The 22,203-nt window shown below is 70.4% G+C and carries 23 protein-coding genes; 8 read left to right on the forward strand and 15 right to left on the reverse strand.

Going from position 1 to position 22,203, the window contains the following annotated elements; all coding sequences use genetic code 11:
- Window positions 1–60 precede the first annotated feature (60 nt).
- Window positions 61–1,392, reverse strand: a complete 1,332-nt coding sequence (locus Afe05nite_RS16315; protein WP_203817959.1) for an efflux RND transporter periplasmic adaptor subunit — start codon at window positions 1,390–1,392, stop codon at window positions 61–63.
- Window positions 1,393–1,579: 187 nt separating this feature from the next.
- Here Afe05nite_RS16315 and Afe05nite_RS16320 point away from each other — a divergent pair, with 187 nt between their 5' ends.
- Complete coding sequence (locus tag Afe05nite_RS16320; RefSeq protein ID WP_203817960.1) at window positions 1,580–2,155, forward strand: hypothetical protein; 576 nt, start codon at window positions 1,580–1,582, stop codon at window positions 2,153–2,155.
- A gap of 119 nt (window positions 2,156–2,274) precedes the next feature.
- On the opposite strand, the gene Afe05nite_RS16325 is transcribed toward Afe05nite_RS16320, so the two are convergent.
- The 6 genes from Afe05nite_RS16325 to Afe05nite_RS16350 all read right to left on the reverse strand — a co-directional run bounded on the left by Afe05nite_RS16325 (window position 2,275) and on the right by Afe05nite_RS16350 (window position 7,185).
- Window positions 2,275–2,745 (reverse strand): hypothetical protein, encoded by a 471-nt coding sequence (locus tag Afe05nite_RS16325; RefSeq protein ID WP_203817961.1) that lies wholly within the window; start codon window positions 2,743–2,745, stop codon window positions 2,275–2,277.
- A 104-nt stretch (window positions 2,746–2,849) separates the two neighbouring features.
- A complete protein-coding gene (locus Afe05nite_RS16330) occupies window positions 2,850–3,851 on the reverse strand; it encodes a LacI family DNA-binding transcriptional regulator (RefSeq protein ID WP_203817962.1) in 1,002 nt (333 codons plus the stop codon).
- Between the two features lie 77 nt (window positions 3,852–3,928).
- Window positions 3,929–4,558 carry a methyltransferase domain-containing protein gene (locus Afe05nite_RS16335; RefSeq protein ID WP_203817963.1) on the reverse strand — a complete coding sequence of 210 codons (630 nt, stop codon included), beginning with the start codon at window positions 4,556–4,558 and terminating at the stop codon, window positions 3,929–3,931.
- Window positions 4,559–4,805: 247 nt separating this feature from the next.
- Complete coding sequence (locus Afe05nite_RS16340; RefSeq protein ID WP_203817964.1) at window positions 4,806–5,018, reverse strand: hypothetical protein; 213 nt, start codon at window positions 5,016–5,018, stop codon at window positions 4,806–4,808.
- Between the two features lie 118 nt (window positions 5,019–5,136).
- Entirely contained in the window at window positions 5,137–6,531 is a 1,395-nt protein-coding gene (locus tag Afe05nite_RS16345; RefSeq protein WP_203817965.1) for an MFS transporter, read from the reverse strand.
- Window positions 6,532–6,621: 90 nt separating this feature from the next.
- Window positions 6,622–7,185 (reverse strand): histidine phosphatase family protein, encoded by a 564-nt coding sequence (locus Afe05nite_RS16350; RefSeq protein ID WP_203817966.1) that lies wholly within the window; start codon window positions 7,183–7,185, stop codon window positions 6,622–6,624.
- A gap of 258 nt (window positions 7,186–7,443) precedes the next feature.
- On the opposite strand from Afe05nite_RS16350, the gene Afe05nite_RS16355 reads away from it, so the two are divergent.
- A complete protein-coding gene (locus tag Afe05nite_RS16355) occupies window positions 7,444–7,839 on the forward strand; it encodes a hypothetical protein (protein ID WP_203817967.1) in 396 nt (131 codons plus the stop codon).
- A 22-nt stretch (window positions 7,840–7,861) separates the two neighbouring features.
- On the opposite strand, the gene Afe05nite_RS16360 is transcribed toward Afe05nite_RS16355, so the two are convergent.
- From Afe05nite_RS16360 to Afe05nite_RS16380, 5 genes are all read right to left on the reverse strand, one after another.
- Complete coding sequence (locus tag Afe05nite_RS16360) at window positions 7,862–8,746, reverse strand: DUF6879 family protein (protein ID WP_203817968.1); 885 nt, start codon at window positions 8,744–8,746, stop codon at window positions 7,862–7,864.
- Window positions 8,747–8,975: 229 nt separating this feature from the next.
- Window positions 8,976–9,590, reverse strand: coding sequence for an FMN reductase (locus Afe05nite_RS16365; RefSeq protein ID WP_203817969.1), 615 nt, complete (start codon window positions 9,588–9,590; stop codon window positions 8,976–8,978).
- Window positions 9,587–10,666 carry an LLM class flavin-dependent oxidoreductase gene (locus Afe05nite_RS16370; protein ID WP_203817970.1) on the reverse strand — a complete coding sequence of 360 codons (1,080 nt, stop codon included), beginning with the start codon at window positions 10,664–10,666 and terminating at the stop codon, window positions 9,587–9,589. Before Afe05nite_RS16370 ends, Afe05nite_RS16365 begins: the two co-directional genes overlap by 4 nt.
- Window positions 10,667–11,399: 733 nt before the next feature.
- Complete coding sequence (trpD, locus tag Afe05nite_RS16375; protein ID WP_203817971.1) at window positions 11,400–12,467, reverse strand: anthranilate phosphoribosyltransferase; 1,068 nt, start codon at window positions 12,465–12,467, stop codon at window positions 11,400–11,402.
- A 164-nt stretch (window positions 12,468–12,631) separates the two neighbouring features.
- On the reverse strand, window positions 12,632–12,892 hold the full coding sequence (locus Afe05nite_RS16380; protein WP_239117904.1) for an HAD family hydrolase: 261 nt from the start codon (window positions 12,890–12,892) through the stop codon (window positions 12,632–12,634).
- On the opposite strand from Afe05nite_RS16380, the gene Afe05nite_RS43805 reads away from it, so the two are divergent.
- The 5 genes from Afe05nite_RS43805 (at window position 12,839) to Afe05nite_RS16405 (ending at window position 18,565) form a co-directional block, all read left to right on the forward strand.
- Window positions 12,839–13,450 (forward strand): MFS transporter, encoded by a 612-nt coding sequence (locus Afe05nite_RS43805; protein WP_239117912.1) that lies wholly within the window; start codon window positions 12,839–12,841, stop codon window positions 13,448–13,450. The two genes, Afe05nite_RS16380 and Afe05nite_RS43805, sit on opposite strands and share 54 nt — an antisense overlap.
- Before the next feature lie 557 nt (window positions 13,451–14,007).
- The gene (locus Afe05nite_RS16390; protein WP_203817973.1) at window positions 14,008–14,793 is read left to right on the forward strand and encodes an SCO2525 family SAM-dependent methyltransferase; all 786 of its coding nucleotides are present in this window, start codon (window positions 14,008–14,010) and stop codon (window positions 14,791–14,793) included.
- A 51-nt stretch (window positions 14,794–14,844) separates the two neighbouring features.
- Entirely contained in the window at window positions 14,845–16,689 is a 1,845-nt protein-coding gene (locus Afe05nite_RS16395; RefSeq protein ID WP_203817974.1) for an SCO2524 family protein, read from the forward strand.
- Window positions 16,690–16,691: 2 nt separating this feature from the next.
- The gene (locus tag Afe05nite_RS16400; protein WP_203817975.1) at window positions 16,692–17,609 is read left to right on the forward strand and encodes an SCO2523 family variant P-loop protein; all 918 of its coding nucleotides are present in this window, start codon (window positions 16,692–16,694) and stop codon (window positions 17,607–17,609) included.
- On the forward strand, window positions 17,606–18,565 hold the full coding sequence (locus Afe05nite_RS16405; RefSeq protein ID WP_203817976.1) for an SCO2522 family protein: 960 nt from the start codon (window positions 17,606–17,608) through the stop codon (window positions 18,563–18,565). Before Afe05nite_RS16400 ends, Afe05nite_RS16405 begins: the two co-directional genes overlap by 4 nt.
- A 7-nt stretch (window positions 18,566–18,572) precedes the next feature.
- Here Afe05nite_RS16405 and Afe05nite_RS16410 read toward each other — a convergent pair whose 3' ends face one another.
- Both Afe05nite_RS16410 and Afe05nite_RS16415 read right to left on the reverse strand, forming a co-directional pair.
- The gene (locus Afe05nite_RS16410; protein ID WP_203817977.1) at window positions 18,573–19,541 is read right to left on the reverse strand and encodes a hypothetical protein; all 969 of its coding nucleotides are present in this window, start codon (window positions 19,539–19,541) and stop codon (window positions 18,573–18,575) included.
- Window positions 19,538–20,458, reverse strand: a complete 921-nt coding sequence (locus Afe05nite_RS16415) for an SCO2521 family protein (protein WP_239117872.1) — start codon at window positions 20,456–20,458, stop codon at window positions 19,538–19,540. The genes Afe05nite_RS16410 and Afe05nite_RS16415 overlap by 4 nt, the downstream gene beginning before the upstream one ends.
- Before the next feature lie 256 nt (window positions 20,459–20,714).
- Between Afe05nite_RS16415 and Afe05nite_RS16420 the strand changes: the two genes are divergently transcribed.
- Window positions 20,715–21,701 (forward strand): FAD-dependent oxidoreductase, encoded by a 987-nt coding sequence (locus Afe05nite_RS16420; protein WP_203817978.1) that lies wholly within the window; start codon window positions 20,715–20,717, stop codon window positions 21,699–21,701.
- Here Afe05nite_RS16420 and Afe05nite_RS16425 read toward each other — a convergent pair.
- The gene (locus tag Afe05nite_RS16425; RefSeq protein ID WP_203817979.1) at window positions 21,663–22,196 is read right to left on the reverse strand and encodes a helix-turn-helix domain-containing protein; all 534 of its coding nucleotides are present in this window, start codon (window positions 22,194–22,196) and stop codon (window positions 21,663–21,665) included. The two genes, Afe05nite_RS16420 and Afe05nite_RS16425, sit on opposite strands and share 39 nt — an antisense overlap.
- Window positions 22,197–22,203 lie beyond the last annotated feature (7 nt).

Genomic DNA, 22,203 nt, shown 5'->3' on the forward strand with positions numbered 1-22,203 from the left:
TATCAACGCCGGCTAGGAATTCGCTATGAATGCCGCGAGAGGTAGCTGAGCGAGGCCGCGTCACCAGGACCGGGTCACCTGCTCACCCTCGGTCAGACCCGAGGTCACCTCGGTGTACTGGTCCCCACGGAGCCCGATGCCGACCTCGGCCCGGGCGCCGTTGCGCAGAACCGTGCCCTTGTCGCCGCGCACATCGTGCACGGCGGTGCTCGGCACCCGCAGCACGCCCGTCTTCGAACCGGTGGTGATCCGCACCGCGGCGCTCTGCCCCACCAGCAGATCCTCGGGCGCCTGGTCGAAGGAGAGGACCACGCCGAACTTGACCATCGTGCCGTCGCTGGTGCCGACCGGGTCGACCAGCACGACCGTCGCCTTGAACTGTTTGCCCACCCGGTCGGCGAGGCCGACCACCCCCTTCTGCCCGGCCGCCAGGTGATCCGCGTCGGCCTCCGGGAAGGACGCGCTGATCTGCATGTCGTAGACGTCGGCCAGGGTGATGAACGTGGAGTTCGCGCTGACCTGGCTGCCCACCTTGCCGCCGACGGTCAGGACGCGACCGGCGATCGGGGCGGTGATGGTGGCGCCTTCCAGCGCCTCCTCGGCCTCCGCCAGGGTGGTGTCGGCCTGGGTGACCCGCTGCTCCGCGCTGAAGATCTGGTCCGACCCGGCGCCCTGCTCACCCGTCCGCCCACTCCCGCTCCCGCCGGCCGAACCGCTGCCGGCCCCGCCGGCGCAACTGCCGCTGCCGGACCCGCTACCCGACCCGCCGCCGCTGCCGGGGCGGGTCGAGGTCGGCTTGACGGTCGGCTTGGTGGTCGGCTTGGCAGTCGCGGTTCGCGGCGCGGTAGCGGTCGGCGCGGTGGCGGTCGGCGCGGTGGCGGTCGGCACGGTCGGGGCCGGCGACCCGGTGGTGGCCGGGGTCGGCGAGGTGGCCGGCGCGGTGCCGCCGCCGGTGTGGAAGGCCGCCGCCACGTTGCAGCCGGTGGCCGGCGACGTCGCCCTCGACGCGTTCGACCTGGCCGTGGCCAGCTGGTTCTCGGCGTCGTCGAGGGAGTCCCGGGCGTCGTCGACGGCGGCGGCCGCGGCCGTGTCGTCCACCTTGGCGAGCGCCTGGCCGGCGGTGACCGTGGTGCCGGGCCGCACCGACACGCTCTCGACGGTGCCCTTGACCGCGAACGAGAGGCTGCGTGTCTGCGCCGGCTGCAGAGTGCCCGTCGTGGCCACTTCGGTGGTCACGTCACCGCGGTCGGCCGCCGAGGTGGCGGCCGCTTCCGGCTTCTCGGTGGCGTCCGCGGTCAATGCGTGCACCACCCCGTAGCCGATCAGTGCGAGCACGACGACAGCCGCGGCGACCCAGATCCAGCGCCGTCGACCGGCCAGAGCTTCACCCATGGCGGGACAGTGTTCCGGTCGGTCCTCGCCGGATGCTCGGTCCAGCCTCGGAGTTGGCTCGGAACACCGGACCGCCGCCCGGCCGGGTCACCGCGGCTCCGAGCGAATTCCGAGGCGTCGCCTACGTTGCGTGCAGCTTCGGCGGCTTGGGTGGGGCCGACATCCGTGGCCGAGGAAAGAGGGCAACGTGCGCAAGGTCAATGCTCCCCGCCGGACGGCAGCGCTGTTCGTCGCGTCGGCATCCGTGCTGCTTGTCGCCGCGTGCGGCGGCGGCTCCGACGGCGGCGGGACCACTGCGGGCAACAACGGCAACGGCGGTGGCGGCAACAACGCGTTCGCGGCCTACACCGAGTGCCTGGCGAAGAACGGCGTGACCATCACGATGCCGTCACGGCAGCCCCGCGAGGGCGCCTCCGGTTTCCCCGAGGGCGGCCGGCGGTCGGGCTTCCCGTCCGGTCAGCCACGGCCGTCCGGCAGCTTCGGTGGCGGCGGCCGCGGTGGTTTCCCGGGCGGCCTGGGCAAACCGGTCGGCGTCGACGAGGCGACCTGGCAGAAGGCGCAGCAGGCGTGCGCGTCGGTGCGACCGTCGTTCGGTGCCGGCAACCGCCGGGGCAACGGCGCGGACACGGCCTACCTCAACTGCCTGAAGGAGAACGGCGTCACCGACCCGAGCAAGATCGACTCCGCCGACGCCACCACCAGCAAGGCGCTCGAGACCTGCAAGGTGCTCCGGCCGCAGGCAAGCCCCACCCCGACCGCTTAGCGGTCCATGCTCCGCGCCGCCGGTGGGTATCCCCCGTAACCGCACCGGCGGCGCGGCTCTCTCCGGGCCGTTCGCGGCGTCGGCCCCCCGGCGAACTCGCGAACGGCCCGGACCAGGGCTTATCGCCGGTCCTGCTGGTTGACGTGGGCCCACCGGCCGGCCATCTGCCGGCGGCGGCAGGCGACCAGGTGACTCGCGAGAATCGCCGGCTGACCGCCGCGCACGCAGGCGTCGGCGCCGGCGGTGAGCACGCCGGCGACGATCTCGGCCGGGGCCGCGTCGTCGACCAGGGCGACGATTTGGGTACGGCTGGGAAGCAGTCGCCGGGCCAGCGCGATGTCACGGATCGCCGGGCCGGCGAAGAGCACCAGCTCGTCGGCCGCGACACCGTCGACGTCATCGGCGAATCGCACCGACCACCCGGCCGGCAGATGCCGGGCCAGCCCGCTGACCCGGCCGGCTGATCCGAGCACGGCGACCACCGGTCGCGGGCCGGTGCCGACCGGCAGTCCGGCCGGGTTGAGCGGAAGGTCGGTGCCGGTGGCGCTGAAGTCACGGGCCCCGGACTGGCGATCGATCTGGAGAAGCATGGCGGACCCCCTGGTGGCGGATGATTCCTTCTGGTCCCCCTACCATTCGCCCGCAGCCTTGGTCACTGATGTGCCAAGCCTGTGCGTTTCATGAGCGGACTCGCTCAGGCGCTGTCCCGCTTCACCAGGCTGACCAGCTCCGACGTGGGCACGTCCGGACCCGGGCGCCCGTGGACGGCGGCCACCACGGTCGCCGACAGGTAGGCGGCGAACGCGACCTGATCGGTGGTCACGGTGGTCAGGGCGGGCTCGGCCAGCCGCGCGGGCGGGATGTCGTCCACGCCGATCACGGCAAGACCGGCTCCCCCACCCAGCTTCCGGACGCCGGCCAGGACGGCAAGGGCAACCTCGTCGTTGTACGCGCACACCGCCGTGACGCCGGCCGCGTGCCAACGGCGTACCGCTGCAGCGGCCTGCTCCGCCTCCAGCGCGACCGTCTCGGTCGCCGGGCCGGCCACCCCGCTCTCGCGGCATTCGTCGCGGACCCCCGCCAGCCGCGGCTCGGCGAAGATGCGCACCCGCTCGTCGTCCGGGTAGGCGTAGCCGATCCTGGTGTGGCCGGCCCCGAGCAGGTGCGCCGCCTGGCACCGCCCGATCAGCTGCTGCGGCACCTCCAGCTCGCGGCGGCGCCCGTCCGGCTGACCGTTTCCGAACAGCCCTACCACGAGCGCCACCCCGGCCGCCCGCATCGCCTCGATCTCCCCCGGCGAGAAGTCGGTGAACGCGATCACCGCGGCCGGCGTGATCGCCTTCCAGATCTCGAACATCGGCCGGTCCTCCCGGTTGCCCGGATGCACCACGAGGGTGAACCCTTGCCGGGCGAGCGCGGTCGACAGATTGCCCAGCATCGAGCCGACCTCCGCCCCGATCGGCCAGTCCGGAAGCAGGCAGAGCACCACGTCGGAACGCCCGGTGCGCAGAGTGCGGGCGGCGGCACTCGGCGCGTACCCGAGACGCGCGGCAGCATCGAGCACGCGCGTACGGGTGTCAGCCGAGATGGTCTGATGGGGCGTGTCGTTCATGACGTAGCTGACCGTCGCCCGCGACACCCCGGCAATGCGCGCCACGTCAGCGCTGGTGACGCGGCGAGTGCTGCTCTCAGCCATCCCCCCAGCCTACTTACACGTGTCACCGCCCGCCCGGGGCCGCCCTCCCGTTCCTGGTCCTGTCGTTGCCGGCCCCCCTATCGGAAGGTGAAGAGCCGGTCGGGGGCCGGCGCCGCGGCGGGCTCGGTCAGCCGCGCCATCCCCACCCGGAACCCAGCGTCGGCCGGGGCCTCGAAGGCAAGCTCCGCGAAGCCTCCGGCCGCGAAGGACGCCCGAACCTTCTCGCTCAGGTCGCCGTCGCCCGTACCCCGGCCGCGCGTCCAGATCACCACACCGCCCGGGGTCAGGAACGACGGCAGGGCGGCCACCGTACGGCGCATGTCGCCGTCGCTGACATTGCCGAAGACACCACAGGCCAGCAGTACGTCGACCGGCACCGCATCGGCGAAGGAAGCCGGCCGCCCCGCGTCGGCGGTGCGCACCTCGACACCCGGCAGCCCGAGCGCCGCGGCCGCCGTCCGGGCCCGGCCCGACAACGACGGGTCGAACTCCACGAGCACCGCCCGCATCTGCCGGCCGGCGGGCCGGGCGGCCAGCACCGGCAGGACGTCCCGGCCGTCCCCGGCGCACAGAGCGAGCAGGCTGCGCGGCTCCCCGGTGTCGAGCACCCGGTCGAGAAACCGCTGGACCACGACAAGCCGACGGGCCAGCGACGACCCCGGGGTCTCGTAGTCCTCGTGCCAGCGAACCCAGTCGGTCTCAGCCATCAGCACATTGAAGCCGGTCCCCCGCCCGGTGAGAAGCCGGACCGCCGGCCGGCCCTCTACGCCGCCCGGCCCAAGCGAAGCGGCTGACAGGCCGGTCCGAAGGCGACCGCGCACCGCACAACCCGCCCGCGCCCGCCAGATGCGGCCAGCCGAGCCCAGGAACCGCACCCGCCCGCCCGGCGGCGGGACGGAGGTGCGAGGGGGTCGCGCGAGGTGGGTCCGGCTCTACAGGTCGGTCGATGTGGACCTAGCGTCGTGCGGGCGGCGGGTCGGGGTCGTCCAGTTCGTCGGCGGCTCGGCGTTCGGCGTGGATGCCGGTGGCGCCGGGCCGCTCGGTGTCGTGGACGGGCTGCTCACGGTGCCACGCCCGGGTGTCGGCCAGCACGCCGCCCGGTGGCGGACCGGGCGGCGTGGGGCGGCGCCGGAAGCACCGCCGGAACAGGCGGGAGAGCAGACCCACGTTTCCCCTCCCTCGGACCGCTGACCGATCTTGGAAGGTAGTGCGATCGACGGTCGTGGACTCTCGGCCGACCCGGCGGGGTTGTTGATCATTCGACTGTGCACGGCAAACTGTCCGGTTAGGACCCCGGGCGGGCAGCGCCCCGACCCCGGCCGGTGACCAGGTTTCCGGCCTCGCGGGGCAGGCGGAGAGCGTCGATCGCGGGGATCGCGAGCAGCACGGCCAGGCACAGGAACGCGAACCGGTAGGCGCCGTCCGCGCCGAGATCGGCGCCCAGCCGGACCAGCAGCGCGCCGACCGCCACGCCGAGCCCGCCGCCCAACTCCTGGACCGTCGACATGAGGGTGTTGGCGCTGGTCATCCGCTCGGTCGGCACGTCGGCGAAGGCCACCGAGTTGTAGGTGGTGAAGCCGACCGAGCGGAAGATCCCACTCAGGATCAGAAGCCCGACGAGGAGTACGGGCATTGTCGAGTCACGCAGGAACGCGATCCCGACCAGGCACGCCGCCGACGCCAGCACCGAGCCGAGCATGACGGCGCGGATCCCGAAGCCGCGCATCAGCGGGGTGGTGGCCGGTTTGATGCCGACGTTGCCGGCGAACAGGGCGATCACCACCAGGCCCGCGTGCGCGGCCGTCCAGCCGAAGCCGAGCTGGAAGAACAGTGGCAGCAGGAACGGGATGGCGGTGATCACGGCCCGGAACACCGACCCGCCGAGGGCGGTGACGCGATACGTGCGTACCCGGAGAATGCGCAGGTCGACGAGGGGTTGCCGGGATCGCAGCAGGTGCCGCACGGCGGCCGTGAGGCAGGTGAACGCGACCGCCAGGGCGCCGATGCCGAGCGGCCAGTTCGGCCGGGTGGCGGCCACCTCCTCGAGGCCGAGCACCAGGGCGGCGATGCCGAGGGCGGCGAGCAGGAAACCCTGCCGGTCGAGCCGCCCGGGGTCGTCCGCGCGGACGTCGGGCACCAGGCGCAACGACAGGATCAGGGCGATCGCGCCGAGCGGCACGTTGATCAGGAAGATCCAGCGCCACGACGCGTACTCGCTGAGGAAGCCGCCGACGGCCGGGGCCACCAGGGGGGCGACGAGCGCCGGCCACGTCAGGTACGCGATCACGCGTACCAGATCAGTCTTTTCCGTTGTTCGCATGACCACCAGGCGGCCGACCGGGACCATCATGGCGCCGCCGACGCCCTGCAGCACGCGGGTGCCGACGAGCATGGGCAGGTTCACCGCGGCCGCGCATCCGACCGAGGCCAGGGTGAAGACGGCGATCGCGACGGCGAAGATCCGGCGAGCGCCGAAGCGCTCGGTGAGCCACCCGCTGATCGGGATCAGGACGGCGATGGTCAGGACGTACGCGGTGACGGTGACGTTCACCGTGACCGCCTCGACGCCGAGGTCGGCCGCGATGTGCGGAGCGGCCGGCGCGATGACGGTGGCGTCGAGGAACTCCATGAAATGCGCACCGGCCACCAGCAGGGCCAGCCGGCGCGCACCTCTCGTCATGCCTTAGATCATTACCGAGGTCGCCCAGTCATGCCTTAGATCATTACCGAGGTCGTTCTCCGGGACGGACCCGGGCCGCTCCCGGCGCCGTCAGGCGTTCCAGTAGTCGATCACCGGGTTGTCGTGCTCGAAGCCGAGCGCCGAGATGGTCGCGGTGCCGAGCTTGAGCTTGCCGCCACCACCGGCCGGCAGCCCGATCCAGCGCGCCCCGGCGACCCGCAGCGAATGACCGTGCGCCACCAGGGCGACGTCGCCGCCGGCCAGTGCCTCGCGGGCGCGCGCGAGCACCCGGTCGAGCCGCGCCCCGACCTGCTCGGGCGTCTCCCCGCCGGGCGCCCCGTCGGTCCAGAGCGACCAGTCCGGATCACTCTCGTGGATCTTGGCCGTGGTGATCCCCTCGTACTCGCCGTAGTTCCATTCGGCCAGGTCATCGGTGGTTTCGGTGACCGTCAGCCCGGCCAGCCCGGCGGTGCGCAGGGCCCGCTTGCGCGGGCTGGAGAACACGGCCGCGAACGTCCGCCCGGCCAGGCGCTCCCCGGCCGCGCGGGCCTGCCGCTCGCCCTCCTCGGTGAGTTCGAGATCGGTGTACGAGGTGTGCCGGCCCGCCGCACTCCACTCGGTCTGTCCGTGCCGGATCAGCACAATTTCCGCCATGCCTTGTTTCTACCTCGCCCGCGCGCCGGCGAACGCCACCTCGGCCGGACGCGCCCGGCGGAACCCCCGCGAATTCCGCCCGCCCCCCTTTGTCGGCAGAGAGTCGCAGGTCAGCGGCTTGGTCTCGATACCCTCGAATAATCCTCATTGCGCACGGCCCGTGCATCTGCTTTTGTCGATCTAATCCGGCGGATCGTGGGCGGTCGGGAGGCTTCCGTCAGATCGGGGGTCAGCATGGTTGCGAAGGTTCCAGTGTCCGTGTCGTTCGAGGCAGAAGTGGAGAGGGCGTTCCGTTTCCTGGTCGCCGAGTGCGGCCTGACCGGCCCCTCCCCCACCGACCAGTTGGGGCTGTCCTATTCAGGCCCCGGCGTGACCTACACGATCGTCCTCGACGCGTCGAGCCACACGGTGACGACGAGCATCGCCCGGGACCTGGCCGGCGTACGCCTGCTGGCCGACCTCCCGGCCCTGGTCTTCGGCGCCGCCCTCGGCAACTCGTCAGCGGTCGCGTGCGGAGCGCGCTCGTTCAACGAGCTGCGCATGTCCCTGGCCACCCAGGCGGCCTTCGTCCGCCGCCTCCAGCCCTACCTCACCCCCCTCAACGTCGTCCCGCTGATGAGAGCCGCCCACGCCCGCGAACTCCGCTCGGCCTGACCCGCCGTCAGCCGCCCGCCCGTCAGCGGGCGGCTGACCAGAGCTGTTCGAAACGTTCCTGGCGCTGCTCGACCAGCCGGGGGTCGACGACCAGCGCGACGCCCGCGATCGGCGGGGTCATGCCGTCGTCGAGCACCCGGGCGGCGTGGAACTCGTAGCTGACCTTCCGATCGAACACGATGAAGTCTTCCAGCTCGATCTGCCGCAGAAAGTAGAAGTCATCGGGCCGGATCGCCCGGGTCTCGACCCCGATGCTCTGATGCGGAGCCATCAGGGCCCTGATCCGCTCGGGGTCGGGGACCCGCTCGGTGATCAGGAACAACCGGCGGATACGCACGTTGCGAGCGATCGCCTCGCGCTGCCGCCGAAGATATCGCCGGCCGAGGTCGCTGTCCCAGAACTCGCCCTCCCCGAACGACGCCATCGTGATCGCGTCGATGCCCACCCGAGTCGCGTCGGTCAGGCCGAGCAGCCAGTCCGGGTCGCCCGCGTCCCGCTCGACCCCGTCCGCACGCAGACCGTCCAGGTCGATGAACCCTTCCCTGGCCGCGCCGGCGCCGGGCAGGTCGGCGCCGGGCAGGACGGGGCCGGACGGATCGGCGGCGGGGGCCGAAGGATGGGTGGCGGGGGCGGCGGGTGAGGTCGCGCCGGCGGGGGCGGCAGCACGGGCGCCGGTGGTCACCAGGCGGCTGATCTCGGCGCGGGACAGGGCATTCGCCTTGCGGGCCAGCTCGAGCCGGCGCGCCGACTCGGCGGCTTCGATCAGCAGCTGGGCGACCAGGGTGAACGCACCGACCGCGACGGCGACCCCCGCGCGCCAGATGGGCTGCTGGTCGCCGAGCGCGGTCAGCAGATAGGTGAGGCCGCCGACGCCGGCGGCCACGAGAAGCTTGATTCCGATGCGCACGGTGACCCCCGCGTGACGACAATGCGTTCCATCACAGTGCAGTCACGGCGCGTACGCAAGGCGCGTGCACGATCATCAAAAAGGGGCGCACACCAAAAGCCCGACCAGGTGGTCACATTCCTGGCGGGCCGTCGGTGTCGCCCCGACGCCACACCCGATGGTGGCGCTACGGCCCGGGGTGGCACCCGGCTTGCCGACGGGTGCCACGGGACCGGGGTAGTTCGTACTGTCAGGGGTTGCGCAGCAGGTCTTCGAAGTTGACCGTGAGGGCGAACGGATCGGTGACCGACACCGGGTCGCGCCGTTCGATCTCGCGGGCCAGTTCGCCGGCGGCACGGTCGATGCGCGAGCGCAGGGGGCCGTCGGCCGAGTCGGCGCCCCAGTCGTCGGCGGCCGCGAAAACCGCCGTCAGGACCACTGTGGCCCGCAGGTAGGCGAACAGCGGGCGCAGGGCGTGCTCGAGCGACAGGCTGTGCCGGGCGGTTCCGGCGGTGGCCGCGATGAGCACCGGCTTGTCGGCCAGCGCGTCCTTGTCGAGCACGTCGAAGAAGGACTTGAACAGGCCGCTGTAGCTCGCCGTGAAGATCGGCGTGACCGCGACCAGCGCGTCGGCGGCCTCGACCGTGTCGAGTGCCTCCTTCAGCGCGGCCGGGGGGAAGCCGGTGAGCAGGTGGTTGGCGATGTCGTGGGCGAGGTCGCGGAGCTCGATCACCCGGACCGTGAGTTCTATAGCGCTTCCCGCGGCCTTCTGCACCGCAGCGGCAGCGATCTGGTCTGCGAGCAGGCGAGTTGAAGAAGGCTGACTCAAGCCTGCTGAAACTACCGCCAGGGTCCTCTGCATCATGCGTTCACCATCTTCTGCATCATCGACGCGTGCGTGGGAGCGTCCGGGACGTGCGCCGGCCTCAGTGCGTCGAACTCCTTGCGCAGCACCGGGACGACCTCGCTGCCCAGCAGGTCCAGCTGCTCCAGAACGGTCTTCAGCGGCAGGCCGGCGTGGTCCATCAGGAACAGCTGGCGCTGGTAGTCGCCGACGTAGTCGCGGAAACCGAGCGTGCGGTCGATGACCTGCTGCGGCGAGCCGACCGTCAGCGGCGTCTCGCGGGTGAAGTCCTCCAGCGACGGCCCGTGCCCGTAGACCGGGGCGTTGTCGAAGTAGGGCCGGAACTCCTTCACCGCGTCCTGCGAGTTCTTGTGCATGAACACCTGCCCGCCGAGGCCGACGATGGCCTGGTCGGGGTCGCCGTGGCCGTAGTGGGCGAAGCGCTGGCGGTAGAGCGCGATCATGCGCTGGGTGTGCGAGGCCGGCCAGAAGATGTGGTTGGCGAAGAAGCCGTCACCGTAGAAGGCGGCCTGCTCGGCGATCTCCGGCGACCGGATCGAGCCGTGCCAGACGAACGGCGGGACGTCGTCGAGCGGCCGCGGCGTCGAGGTGAACGACTGCAGCGGGGTGCGGAACTTGCCCTGCCAGTCGACCGTGTGCTCGCGCCACAGCTTGTGCAGCAGCGAGTAGTTCTCGATCGCCAGCGGGATGCCGGCCCGGATGTCCTTGCCGAACCAGGGGTAGACCGGCCCGGTGTTGCCGCGGCCGAGCATGAGGTCGACGCGCCCGTCCGACAGGTGCTGCAGCATCGCGAAGTCCTCGGCGATCTTCACCGGGTCGTTGGTGGTGATCAGCGTGGTCGCGGTGCTGAGCTGAAGCGTCGAGGTCTGCGCCGCGATGTACGCGAGCGTGGTGGTCGGCGACGACGAGAAGAACGGCTCGTTGTGGTGCTCACCGAGGGCGAAGACGTCGAGGCCGACCTCCTCCGCGTGCTTGGCGATGGTGACGATGTCCTTGATGCGCTGCGCCTCGGTCGGCGTCTGCCCGGTGGTCGGGTCCGCGGTGACGTCCGAGACACTGAAGATTCCGAACTGCATGACCCGCTCCTTCGGTGGTACCTGACTTCCTGACCGCCACAACGTCGTTGCCTGCGCAACTATTTCAAAATCAAAGAACCGGCGCAGCGGCGCGCGTCACACCCGATCATCATCGCCGCGAGATCCAAGAAATAACCCGCACGGGTACGCGATGGGATGCGTCCCCGGCGGCACGACGGCGAGCCGGGTGCAACACCGGGCCGTAGCGCCACCTTCGCGTGCGGCGAGGAGTACTCCTCGGGAGATAGCGCGACCGCAACTATGTCGGCATATCGCGTCGGCATGACCGAGCCGCCCCCACGGCGGCTCACCGCCACCGGTTGTATTTCGCGCAGACGGGCGTAGACGTGATGCGGATCCGTGGGGAATTGGGGGTCCGCGATGTCATAGTCGCCGGACTCGGATTCTTCACCTGGTACTGCCCCAGTGCCCCCGTTCCCGCCCGGCACCGATCCGGCCGGTCAGCCGCGAACAGTGCCGCATTCGCCGGGTGCAGGCCCGGTTTTCGCACCGCCCGACGACGGTCAGAGCCAGCAAGGCCAAGCATTGAACGTGATCAACCCCGGCACGCCGCGGTCAAGAGGACCGTAAATTGGACGACGACAGCGCGCCATGCTTGATCGTCGATGGATGAGGTTCAGCCTTCGATCCGGACACCTCGAGACCGGACCGGGATCTGGGGCAGGGTCATTGCGTTGCGGCCAAGGCTGCCACAGGGCCGTGGACCGACCGTTCAGGCGGCTTGCTGGGCCAGTTTCACCCAACGCTGCAGAGTCGCGGCGGCCGCGCCGGAGTCCACCGCCTCGGCGCAGCGGGCGAGTGAATGGGACAGCAGCTCCATGAGGGAACCACCGTTCAGGTCCACGGTGGCCAACGCCGCAGCGGCGTTCAGCAGGACCGCGTCGCGAATGGGGCCCTTCGCGCCGGCCAGGAACTCGCGGGCCACCGCGGCGTTCTCTTCGATGTCGCCCCCGCGGAGCGCGGCCGGGTCGGTCCGCGCGATGCCGAAGTCGGCGGGGTCGACGCGCGATTGCTCGACCGTCCCGTTCCGGACGACCCAGACGTCGGACGGCGCAGCGGTGGTGAGTTCGTCCAGCCCGTCGTGGCCGCGCACGACGAGCGAGGAACACCCACGCTCAGCGAACACGTCCGCCATCACCGGCGCCAGCGGCAAGTAGGAGGCGCCGACCAGCTGATGGCGCGGATCCGCCGGATTGATCAGCGGCGCCAGCACGTTGAACACCGTCGGCACGCCCAGCTCGCGCCGGGTCGACGCGGCGTGCCGCAGCCCCGGGTGGTAGACAGGCGCGAAGCAGAACGTGATGCCGGCCTCGGCCGCGACCCCGGCGACCGCCGTCGGCGACAGGGTCATCGGGATGCCGAGTCGTTCCAGCAAATCGGCCGAGCCGCAACGGGAAGACGCGCCACGACCGCCGTGCTTGACGACCCGGACCCCGGTGGACGCCACGACGACGGCGGCCATGGTCGAGATGTTCATGCCGCCCGCACCGCCGGTGCCGACGATGTCCACGATCGTCCCGGGAACGCTGATCCGGTGGGTGTTGGCCAACAGTGCCTGGGCAAGTCCCTTGATCTCCGCCGAGGACTCGCCCTTGGTCCGTAACGCGGAGAGGAACGCGCCGAGCCGGCCCGGGGTCGCGTTGTCGGCAATGACCTCGCCCATCACCCACGCGGTGTCCGCTTCGGTGAGGTCCTCGCGGCGCATCAGCGTGGCGAGAATGCCCGACCACCGGCCTGCCGTTTCCGCCGTGCTGATCGTTCCGGTTCCGGTTGTCGACATCACTGGACCCTTGTATCTCTAGGACGAAATCTGCAACTTAGTGGACCGCTCCCGGTGGCGGAAGGGCACTTCGCTGTCCGGCGGATCAGCCACGGGCCAGCGTAGGCGACGCGTGCGTTCTGGCCGTGCATGGGAGCGGAACTGACACACCTTCCGAGGTAAACCTAAGCGATAAAGAGTGTGCCGAGGACGCCGGGGAACGGCGGCGGGAGTCGAATCCGTGGCGATCGGTGCGGTCCGGCCCCCGGCAACCGGTCGAGCGGCGACGACACCCCGAGGCGATCGCCGGGCGCAGATGGCCCCCACGGTCCTCGTTTGCCGAGTGCCGACCTGAGGCCGACATCGCTCGCGCCCTTGATGTCGTAGTCCCGATGGTCCCCGACGTAGCGGATCTCCGATGGATCCCCGGGTGCGAGCTCGGCGATGCGGGCGAAGAAGGCGGGGTCGGGCTTCGTGACGCCCCATTCACGGGGTCGGGTTGCTGCTCGCCGGCGACGGGCTCGGCACTCGTCGGCGCCGCCCCGACCAGTTGGTTCACCAATCGGGCCAGCTGGTTCACCGATCGGGTCGGCACCGCTCGCAAGGTGATCATCGCGGCCTTCGTCGGCGTGGCGGGTGCGCTCATCATCCCGCAGGGCACCGGCATCGCGGCCTACGTCGCCTTCGCCGGCGGCAGCTTGGTCTTCGCCGGCTCCTCCATGGTGGGGAGCGTGACCACCCGTACGCATCGCATGCTCGCCAGTCCGCCGGAGCTGCTGTCCCGGGTGATCGCCACGGTCAAGTTCACCTCGTGGGGCGCCATCCCGATCGGCAGTCAGCTCGGCGGCATCCGGGCCGGCGCGATCGGCGCCCGCACCACTCTGCTGATCTTGGGGGCGCTGACCGTGCTGTCCCCGATCATCTACCTGTCGACCCCGAGTCGGCGCCTGCGCGACCTGCCCAGCGAAGCCACCCCGGAACTTGACAGCACGGGCGCTCGGTAAGACTCGTTCTACGGCAGCGTCCGACTTCGACGCCGAGACCGGAGCCGGCGAGACGATCCCGGACTCCAATCTCGGGGATACGGCTCCTGAGTCGACATCCGGCGGGTCATCGGCGGCACGGTGAGCACGGCGCGGGCCGGGGCGCCGCGCGACGATCATGGTCACGGACGGTGACAACGACGTTCTCGTGCGGCCGGTCACGGAGGGCGCCCGGCGACCCCTCCTGATCTCGTGCACGGGCCTCGCAGCCGCCCTGGAGTTGCGGTCCACAGCCAGGCCGGCCCGGGTGATCACCAGGGCAGCCCGCCGCATTCGGACGGCGAGGACAGACAGGCCCTAAGGTTACGAGTGAAAACGGTCAGATTTCGAACCGGTAGCTATCCGCTTGCCGTATTTCTTACTCGTAGGCGATGTCCTAATGTGCATGCGGCAAACGGCGAGCGCCCGGTTGATGCGCGTGACTAGGCTGGGGGTTACCCTGAGTGAACCAGCCGACTCTGCGCGCCTCCCGCACCTCGGCCGCTGACTCACACATCCCCGAGAGGCGGAGGATCCCGGTGCCCGACGACGAAACAGGCGCAGCCGCGGTGGCCGATGTGGCCGACCATGTCATCCACCAGACCGGCAATGCCGACGTCGACTGGGACCAATTCGACTCACAGGCTTACTTCGCGCACAACTACGGCAGTCTTCGCAAGGACGACGCCGAGATAATCAGTATCATGGCCGACTTCTTCGCGGCGAACCTGTCGGACAGCACCATCGGTCACGCGATCGACGTGGGCTCGGGCACCAACCTTTACCCGGCATTGACCATGTTGCCGTACGCCTCGCGGGTGACGCTGTACGAACGGGCCCACACCAACCGCGACTGGTTACGTCACTCGTTGGAGCGACCGCAGTCGACGTGGCTGCAATTCTGGGATCAGATCGCGAGCGACCGGCCGGGTTACCAGCGGATCACCAGGCCGCTGGAACTGCTCGCCGACCGGGCGGAGGTGACGAGGGGCAACGTCTTCGATCTCAAGGCGAACCGCTACCACATGGGCACCATGTTCTTCGTGGCCGAGTCGATCACCACGCGGGACGACGAGTTCCGCCGCGCGACCCGGCTGTTCGTCGACTCGCTGGTGCCCAACTCCCCGTTCGCGGCCGCGTTCATGCTTGACTCCTCGGGTTACGTCGTTGCCGGCCGGCACTTCCCCGCCTGCATGGTGAGCGAGAACGACGTTCGCGGGGCCCTTGAACCGGTTGCGCGCAGAGTGGAAATTCGGATGGTGGACAGTAACGACCTCCGCGACGGTTACGGCGGGATGATGGTCGCTACCGGCCGTAAGAAGTAGCACCGGCCTGACACCCTGAGCTGACAACGCAGACCCACGGACGGGTAGCCGATGCAGATCAAGCCACGTCAACAGCTCCTCGACATCTGGCGGGCCACCGCCCGGGTCTCCTACAAAGACGGATGGAGTCCCGGCGGCCTTCTCGGCAGCAACTCGATCAGTGATGCCGAGCAACTGCTGTGCATCATGGCGCCGGCGACCGAGATCCCGCTGTTCCGGCTCGACCAGCCCGACACGGTCACCGATGACGTCCTCGAAGCGCTCAAGCCGCTCGGCGACAACCTGCAGATCCCGCAGCGGCTGCTGCGCGCCCTGAACGAATATCTGCATCGCTACTCCGCGCCGGACGGCACGCCGGTCTTCTCCGGCGGCACCTACTTCGGCACCGAGGAGCCGGGCGAGAAGGTCGAACAGGAGCAGCTCGACCTGGACGTGGTCGACTCGTTCTCGATCTCCGTCACGCTGACGCTGGCGATCATCGGGTTCACCAAGGTCTTCCGCCAGGTGATCACCCGGGCGGCGCTGCTGCGCCAGGTCGAGGAGGTGGAGCGGCTGGCGAACCGGCGGCTGACCGCCGCCATGGCCGGTCTGCTGCGCAGCTTCGCGGTGAACGTGTTCACCGCGGACAGCTCGCTCGGCCAGGAGCTGGTCCGCACGGTGAACCAGGAACGGCGGGCCACGCACGTGGTCGTCGACGAGTTGCGGGTGGCGCTGCGAGAGATCAACGCCCGGCTGCGTGACGACGTCACCATCGGGTCCGGCGCGGCCGAGGGCAACGAGCTCGACAACCCGAACCGGTTGTTCGAGTGCGGCTGGTCGTGGGGCGTGGTCCAGGACGCGCCGAAGATCGAGACCTCGGCCGATCTGGGCGAGCAGCGTGCAGGCGTGGCGCAGAACGCGCCCTATCTCTATTTCACCACCGTCGCGCTCGACGCCATCCAGGCGCTGTCGTCCGAGCGCACCCGGCTGCTCGGCCTGCTCGACCCGGAGCAGGCCCGTCTCGCGCAGTCGCTGCAGCTGCGGTTCGAGCTGGCCCGTTCCTACTGGGCGACGATCGCGACGTTCGGCTCCGGTCGCTGGCCGCTGGAGGACCTGCCGTGGCGGGCCACCGACGGCATCGAGTTCGACTACTTCGCCCTGCTGATCACCGGCATGGTCATGCAGAACATGCAGTCCGTGCGGGCCACGAACGCGAACATGCGCCGGGTCGCCGACGTGTTGGAGGAGCTGGCCAACCGCAGCCGGATCACCCGCCGTTCGACCGAGCCGGAGACGGCGGTCGGCGTGCACCACCCGGGCCTGCACTTCCCACTGGTGGGCAGCGATGCGCTCGGTGGCCCGCAATTGCAGTGGACGGTCGCCGACATCGCCCCGATGTTGTTCAAGCGCACGCTCACGCTGTCCGGCATGACCACCGACGGCCCGACCCGTAGCCGCCTGCTCGACCTGTCCGACGCCATCTGGCAGCACCTGACGGTCCGGGTGATCCGCGACGGCGACGACCACGGCCTGTGGGACTGGGCGGCCGGGGCGTTCTCCTATCTGCCCGACGGCGTCAGCCAGGTCTCGTGGTACTACACCAAGCGCGTGGTCGACTGCCTGGTCGCCGCGGCCGGGGTCATCAACGAGCCGACGCTGCGCAGCGAGCTGCTGCTGCAGATCGCGGCCGACCTGCTCAACGAGGCCGACCACCTCTACGACCGGGAGCTGCTCAACGGCACCACCACGCGGGGCGAGACGCTGCGGGTCGACCTGGAACGCATCGGGGCCGAGCTGAAGCGGGCCCGGTCGGTGCACCGGGAGAAGCCAGGTGTGGCGGTGGCGGTGGCCGAGGACGTGCTGCGGAAACTGGATCGATTTTCCGCGGCCCGCCGCGCCGACGTCGGGATGACCTGATCATGATCATTTTCGCGACGTCCGACAAGGGTGGCACCGGGCGTTCGGTGACCGGCAGCAACCTCGCCTATCGGCAGGCGCTGCAGGGCAAGGACGCCTGCTATGTCGACTTCGACTTCGGCTCCCCGACGGCGGGCGCCATCTTCGACCTGGGCGAGGTGCAGGCCGGCACCGACGGCGACGGCCTGCACACCTATCTGGAAGGCAACATCGCTCAACCCCGGATGATCAATGTGTGGGCCGAGACGCAACGGGAGGCGCTGCGCAACCGCCCCGCCGGTGTGGGCCGGCTGACGCTGGTGCCCGGCGACCGCGGCGGCGGCGAGTTCCCGTCATCCCCGCCGGCCGTGCAACGCTGCATCGAACTGCTGGTCTCCCTCGACGAGCAGTACGACCTGATCCTGGTCGACCTGAGTGCCGGCCGCTCCTACGCGACCGAGATCGTCCTGGAGGCGACCGCCCACCCCTCGATGGCGGGGGTGGAGGCCCGGTGGGTGGTGTTCCACCGATGGACCCGGCAGCACATCGTCGCCGCCGGCGGCCTGGTGCACGGTACGAAGGGCATTCTCGACACCGGCGAGCTGCACGGTCACGACCGCGGCATCCTGCAGGAGAAGATCCGATTCGTGCGTACGGCGGTGCTCGACCCCTCCGCGTCCGAGCAGGCCGGCCTGCGACCGGAGCAGCTGGCCTGGCTGGACGTGTGCAACCGGCGGCTGCAGGACCTGGCCGCCCAGAACAGGGTGGGCCGGGTACACCTGCTCGGCGTCATCCCGCTCGATCCGGTGCTGCAGTGGCAGGAGCAGTTGCTGACCAACGACGACGTGTGGCTGCACCGCACCGCCAACGAGCGCACCGTCAACGCCCTGGAAGACCTGGCCAAGCGGATCCTCGACATCGATTCGTGGGAGGGACTGTGACCACGGCCGACGATCTGTTCACCGAGGAGAGCGCCTCCCCGGTGGTCCAGTCGGTGGCCCTGTCCCACCTGTCCGTCGAGCTCGGTCACCTCTACATGGAGGATTTCCGGGCCGGCGAGGCGCGGCTGCGCGAGCATTTCCGCCGGGTGGCGCCGTGGGCACAGGCGGCCGTCGAGCAGACCGCCGGCCTGCTCGGTCCCAACCGCACCCCGCGGATCAGCACCTGCTTCCTGATCGACGACTACTTCACCCGGTTCGCCAGCCCGCCCGAGGTGATCTCCGCGCTGGTCACGGCGGCCGCGGCGGCCGGCCTGGAGATCGACTACGTGGCCCGGGAGTCGGGCTGCGCCCGGGCCGGCGACGTCGAGGTGGCCACCCTGGTGGCCGAGCACGTGGTGCACGAGCCGCACGAGGGGGTCAACGGCGGCCGCCCACCGGTCACCGAGTCGGGTTGGCTGTCCAACGGCGAGCGCTCGCCGGTGACGACCGCGGCGGCGATGTCCGGGCCGAGCCGGTGGCGGCCGCCGCGGCAGAGCGCCGTACAGAATCATTCGATCTTCGTGGACATCGAGGTGTGGAGCGGCCCGCCCGAGGATCGCCTCTGGTCCTGCCCGTTCCTGGCGGCGGTGTGGCAGTTGCAGCGGCTCGGGCTGCTGCGGCACCACGGCCGGCCGATCGCCGAGCCGGTCGAGGTCAAGGTGGAGCAGCTGTCGGAGAGCTGGGACGAGATGCCGGCGATCGTTCAGCTCAACCCGCGGGCGAACGCGCTGCGCGCCTATCGCACGTTCACCCCGCTGGACAGCCGGTTCCTGCCGATCGAACTGGCGGTGCGCACCATTCTGGGTCAGGTGTGGATCGACCCGGGCGTCGACGGCCAGGTGTGCGGGCGGGCCCGGGGTGAAGGCATGGAGCTGCCGAACGAACCGGTCGGGCGGATCTCTTACGCCTTCCTGTGAGCGGCCGTCACTCCTCGGGCAGCTCGCGGGCGAGGTCCCACAACTCCCCGAACAGCAGGGTGTATTCGGCCAGCGATGCGGCCTTCAGGATCAGGCGGGTCTCGGCCACCTGCGCCTGTTTCGGGTCGCCGGTGGTCGGCATCGACTCGTACGCGAGGATGTCGTCGAAGATGATCCGGTCGCGGACCTTGACCCGCAGCCGGGCCGGCACGTCCCGCCAGGCGAGCATCCGCACCTGGATGAGGATCTCGCGCTGTTCCCTGTAGACGCGGCGCAGCGCCGGGTCGTGGAACGTCTCCGGTTCGTCGAGCATGAAGATGCGCCGCACGCGCTTGCCGGCCCCGGCCGCCTGCCCTTGGGCGTCGAGGTAGCGCAGGCCGATCTCGCTCTGCCAAAGGTCGTGGTCGACCGCGGCCATGCTGATCGCGTCGATGCTCTTGGTGGCCGCCTTGGTCAGCCCGAGAAGCCAGTCGCGGTCCTCCCCGTTGTAGGTGGCGGTGCCGCCCTTGGTCAGCAGCTCGAACAACTCGGCCATCTCGCTCATCTTCGCCTTGGCGAACTCCAGGACGATCGGCGGCGATTCCGGCGAGATCTTCGTCGAGCTCCGGACCACCCGCGTGATCAGCTCGGTGTGCAGCGAGGACGACTCGATGTCCCGGTACAGCCTTGTCGCCTCGCCGATCTGGCCGAAGGCGCCGGCGACGAGCCGCCGCATCTCGGCCATCCCGTCCTTCTCCAGCTTCTCGACGGCGACCAGCCGTTTCTCGAAGTCGACAAGGAAGCGCACCAGCAACGCGATACCGCCGATCAGGATCGACAGCGTGATGGAGATGCTGGTGTCCTGGTGCGTGCCGTTGGTGATCAGGAAGGTGACGCCGCCGCTGGTGACGGTCAGCAGCGCGGTGCGGATGACGCTGGACGTCTCCCGCAGTTGGGTGGGGCGGGGGTCGGCGGCGACCACCGTCTGGCCGGTCATGCCCGGGCCGCCGAGGAGAGAGCCGCCACCGCCCCGGCCGCCACCTGGTCTCGGATCCGGTTCACCAAGGTGTTCCACTGCCGGCTGAAGCCGACCCGGCCCTCCAGCACGGCCCAGAGCACGCGGGCGATCTCGTCGTCGCCGGACCGGGGCAGCCAGAGGTGCAGAAGGTAGTCGATCGCCGGCAGCAGCCGGGCGATCACCTCGTCGCGGGGCAGCACCCCGATCGCGGCCTTGCGGGTCACCTCGAGCAGGACGGTGACCAGCCAGTCGTGCAGGGCGAGGTCTTCGGCGACGGCGGCCAACCGGGACGGGCTGGCCTCGGCCGCGGTCATGCTGAGCACGCGCAGCTCGTCGCCGTGCACGGCGAACCGGATGCCGACCGGGCTCGGGTCGCACGGCTCGAGCACGACCACCCAGCGCAGGTTGGTACGCGCGGTGCGCAGCGCCGGATGGCCCGCGGCGCGTGCGTTGCGCTGGACCCGGTCGGCGGCCTGCCGGGCGATACCGCCCATGTCGAGGGCGTCGGCAGCCTGCTGCGACGCGCAGAACGCCCCGGCCAACTCGTTCCACCGGGTGCGGCCGACGGTCTCGATGACGCCGGGCCGGGACAGGTAATGCGACCACGGCTTGCGGGCGCTGCCCTCGGCCCGCTCGAGCGTCGCGTACGCCGAGCCCTGCACCACGTGGCCGTCGATGATCGCCGCCCGCTGCCAGGCCGTGCCGATGCCGCGCACCCGACGCACCGGGCCGGGCAGGCCGAGCGGGCAGTCCACGCCCACCGGCTTGTCCGGGGCGCGCACGTGCGAGCGGGGCCGTTCGGAGATCCGGACCGCTTCACCGGCCACGAGATCCACCAGGGCGCCCGCGACGTCGCCGGGCACCGGACCACCCCCGCGAAGCAGTCCGGTCTGCACCTCACCAACGATGAGCAACGTCAAGGCCCCCTAATCCTCGACGACCGCGCGAACCTGGCCGCGTGTCGCCAGCGGTTCGATTGGAACCCACGGATCGGCGTATGGCAACACCCTGAGTGATCAATCGAAGACGATGAGTCATAGTTCCTACCATCTCGACAAGACAACGAACAAGGTCGTAAGGGGATTGTCTTCAGTCGCCGTAGATTTTCCTTTCACCGTACGACCACGTATCCACCACGGTTAGCGTCAGACCGTGCCCTCCAATCCCTCCGATGTGCTCATAGTCGGGGCCGGTGTGTCCGGGCTGACCACTGGCTTCCGGCTCGCCCGCCAGGGCCTTCGCGTCCGGATCCGGGCCGAGGACGCCCCGGGCAGCACCAATTCCGCCGCGGCCGGGGCGATCTGGGACCCGATCTACGCGGAACACCCGCGGGTCGGCGTCTGGGCGGCCCGCAGTTATAAGGTCTTCTCGCGGATGACCGAAAGGGGCTTTCCCGGCGTACGCCTCGTCGATGGCATCGAGGCCTCCCGTGACCCGATGGAGACTCCCGAGTGGGCGCGCCTGCTGCCCGGCTACCGCGAGTGCGAGCTCCGTGAGCTGCCTCCCGGTTTCGAGCACGGCTGGCACTACCGCGCGCCGATCATCGACATGCCGCCCTACCTGGCCCGGCTTGAGCAGCTGGTGCGTGAGGCCGGCGGCGACTTCGAGTTCGGCGTGCACCTGTCCAGCCTGGCCGACGCCGACGCGCCGATCGTGGTCAACTGCAGCGGCGCCGGCGCACACGACCTGGTGCCCGACCCCGAGGTGACCCCGATCCGTGGTCAGCTGGTCCAGATCCGGAACCATGGCGTCACCGACTTCTTCGCCGAGCACACGCCCGAGCTCGGCGAGATGGTCTACCTGCTTCCCCAGGGCGACACGATCCTGCTGGGCGGCAGCGCCGAGCCCGGCATCGCCGACCCCGAGCCCGACCCGGCGGTGGCCGCGGCGATCATCGAACGCTGCATCAGCATCTTCCCGTGGATCGAGCAGGCCGAGGTGGTGGGCCACCGCGGCGGCATCCGCCCGTCCCGTCCGAAGATCCGCCTCGAGCACGAGGAGGCGGACGGCCGGCACGTGGTGCACAACTACGGGCACAGCGGCGCCGGGGTGAGCCTGTCGTGGGGCTGTGCCGACGACGTCACCGATCTTGTCCTCGGCCTACTCGGCCGGGAGCGGAAAGAGGATGGGGCTGAGTAGGTAGGGCGCACGCCCGTCGGCTGGCTCGTTCGCGAGGACCGGCAGGATCGCCTCGCGCAGCCCGGCGATCAGCCGGTCGCGCTCCTCGTCGGTGAGCCAGATCGCGTGCTGGCGGTAACCGACCATGTCCCGCGCCGGGTCCGCGCCGTCGGCGGCGAGATAGGCGCCGAACTCGGCGAGCAGCACCGCCGTCGCGGTGGCGAACGCGCGCCGGTGGTCGTCCACGGTGGCCGAGGCGGCGGTGGCGGCGTCGACGACCGCGCGTGACCGCACGAGGCGGTAGCTGCGTTCGACGAAGCCGCGCATCCGCTGCTCGCCCGCCACCTCGATGATCCCGGCGTCGGCGAGCAGGCCCACGTGCCGGTAGACGGTGGCCTGCGAGACGTCGGGCAGGCGGGCGCACAACTGTGCGGTGGTGACGGTCCGGCCGGTGCCGGACAGCGCGTGCACGATCCGCAGCCGCACGGGGTGCAGGAGGAGTTCGAGCGGGTCCATTCCGCAA

The organism is Paractinoplanes ferrugineus (genome assembly GCF_016862195.1).
Taxonomy (GTDB): Bacteria; Actinomycetota; Actinomycetes; order Mycobacteriales; family Micromonosporaceae; genus Actinoplanes; species Actinoplanes ferrugineus.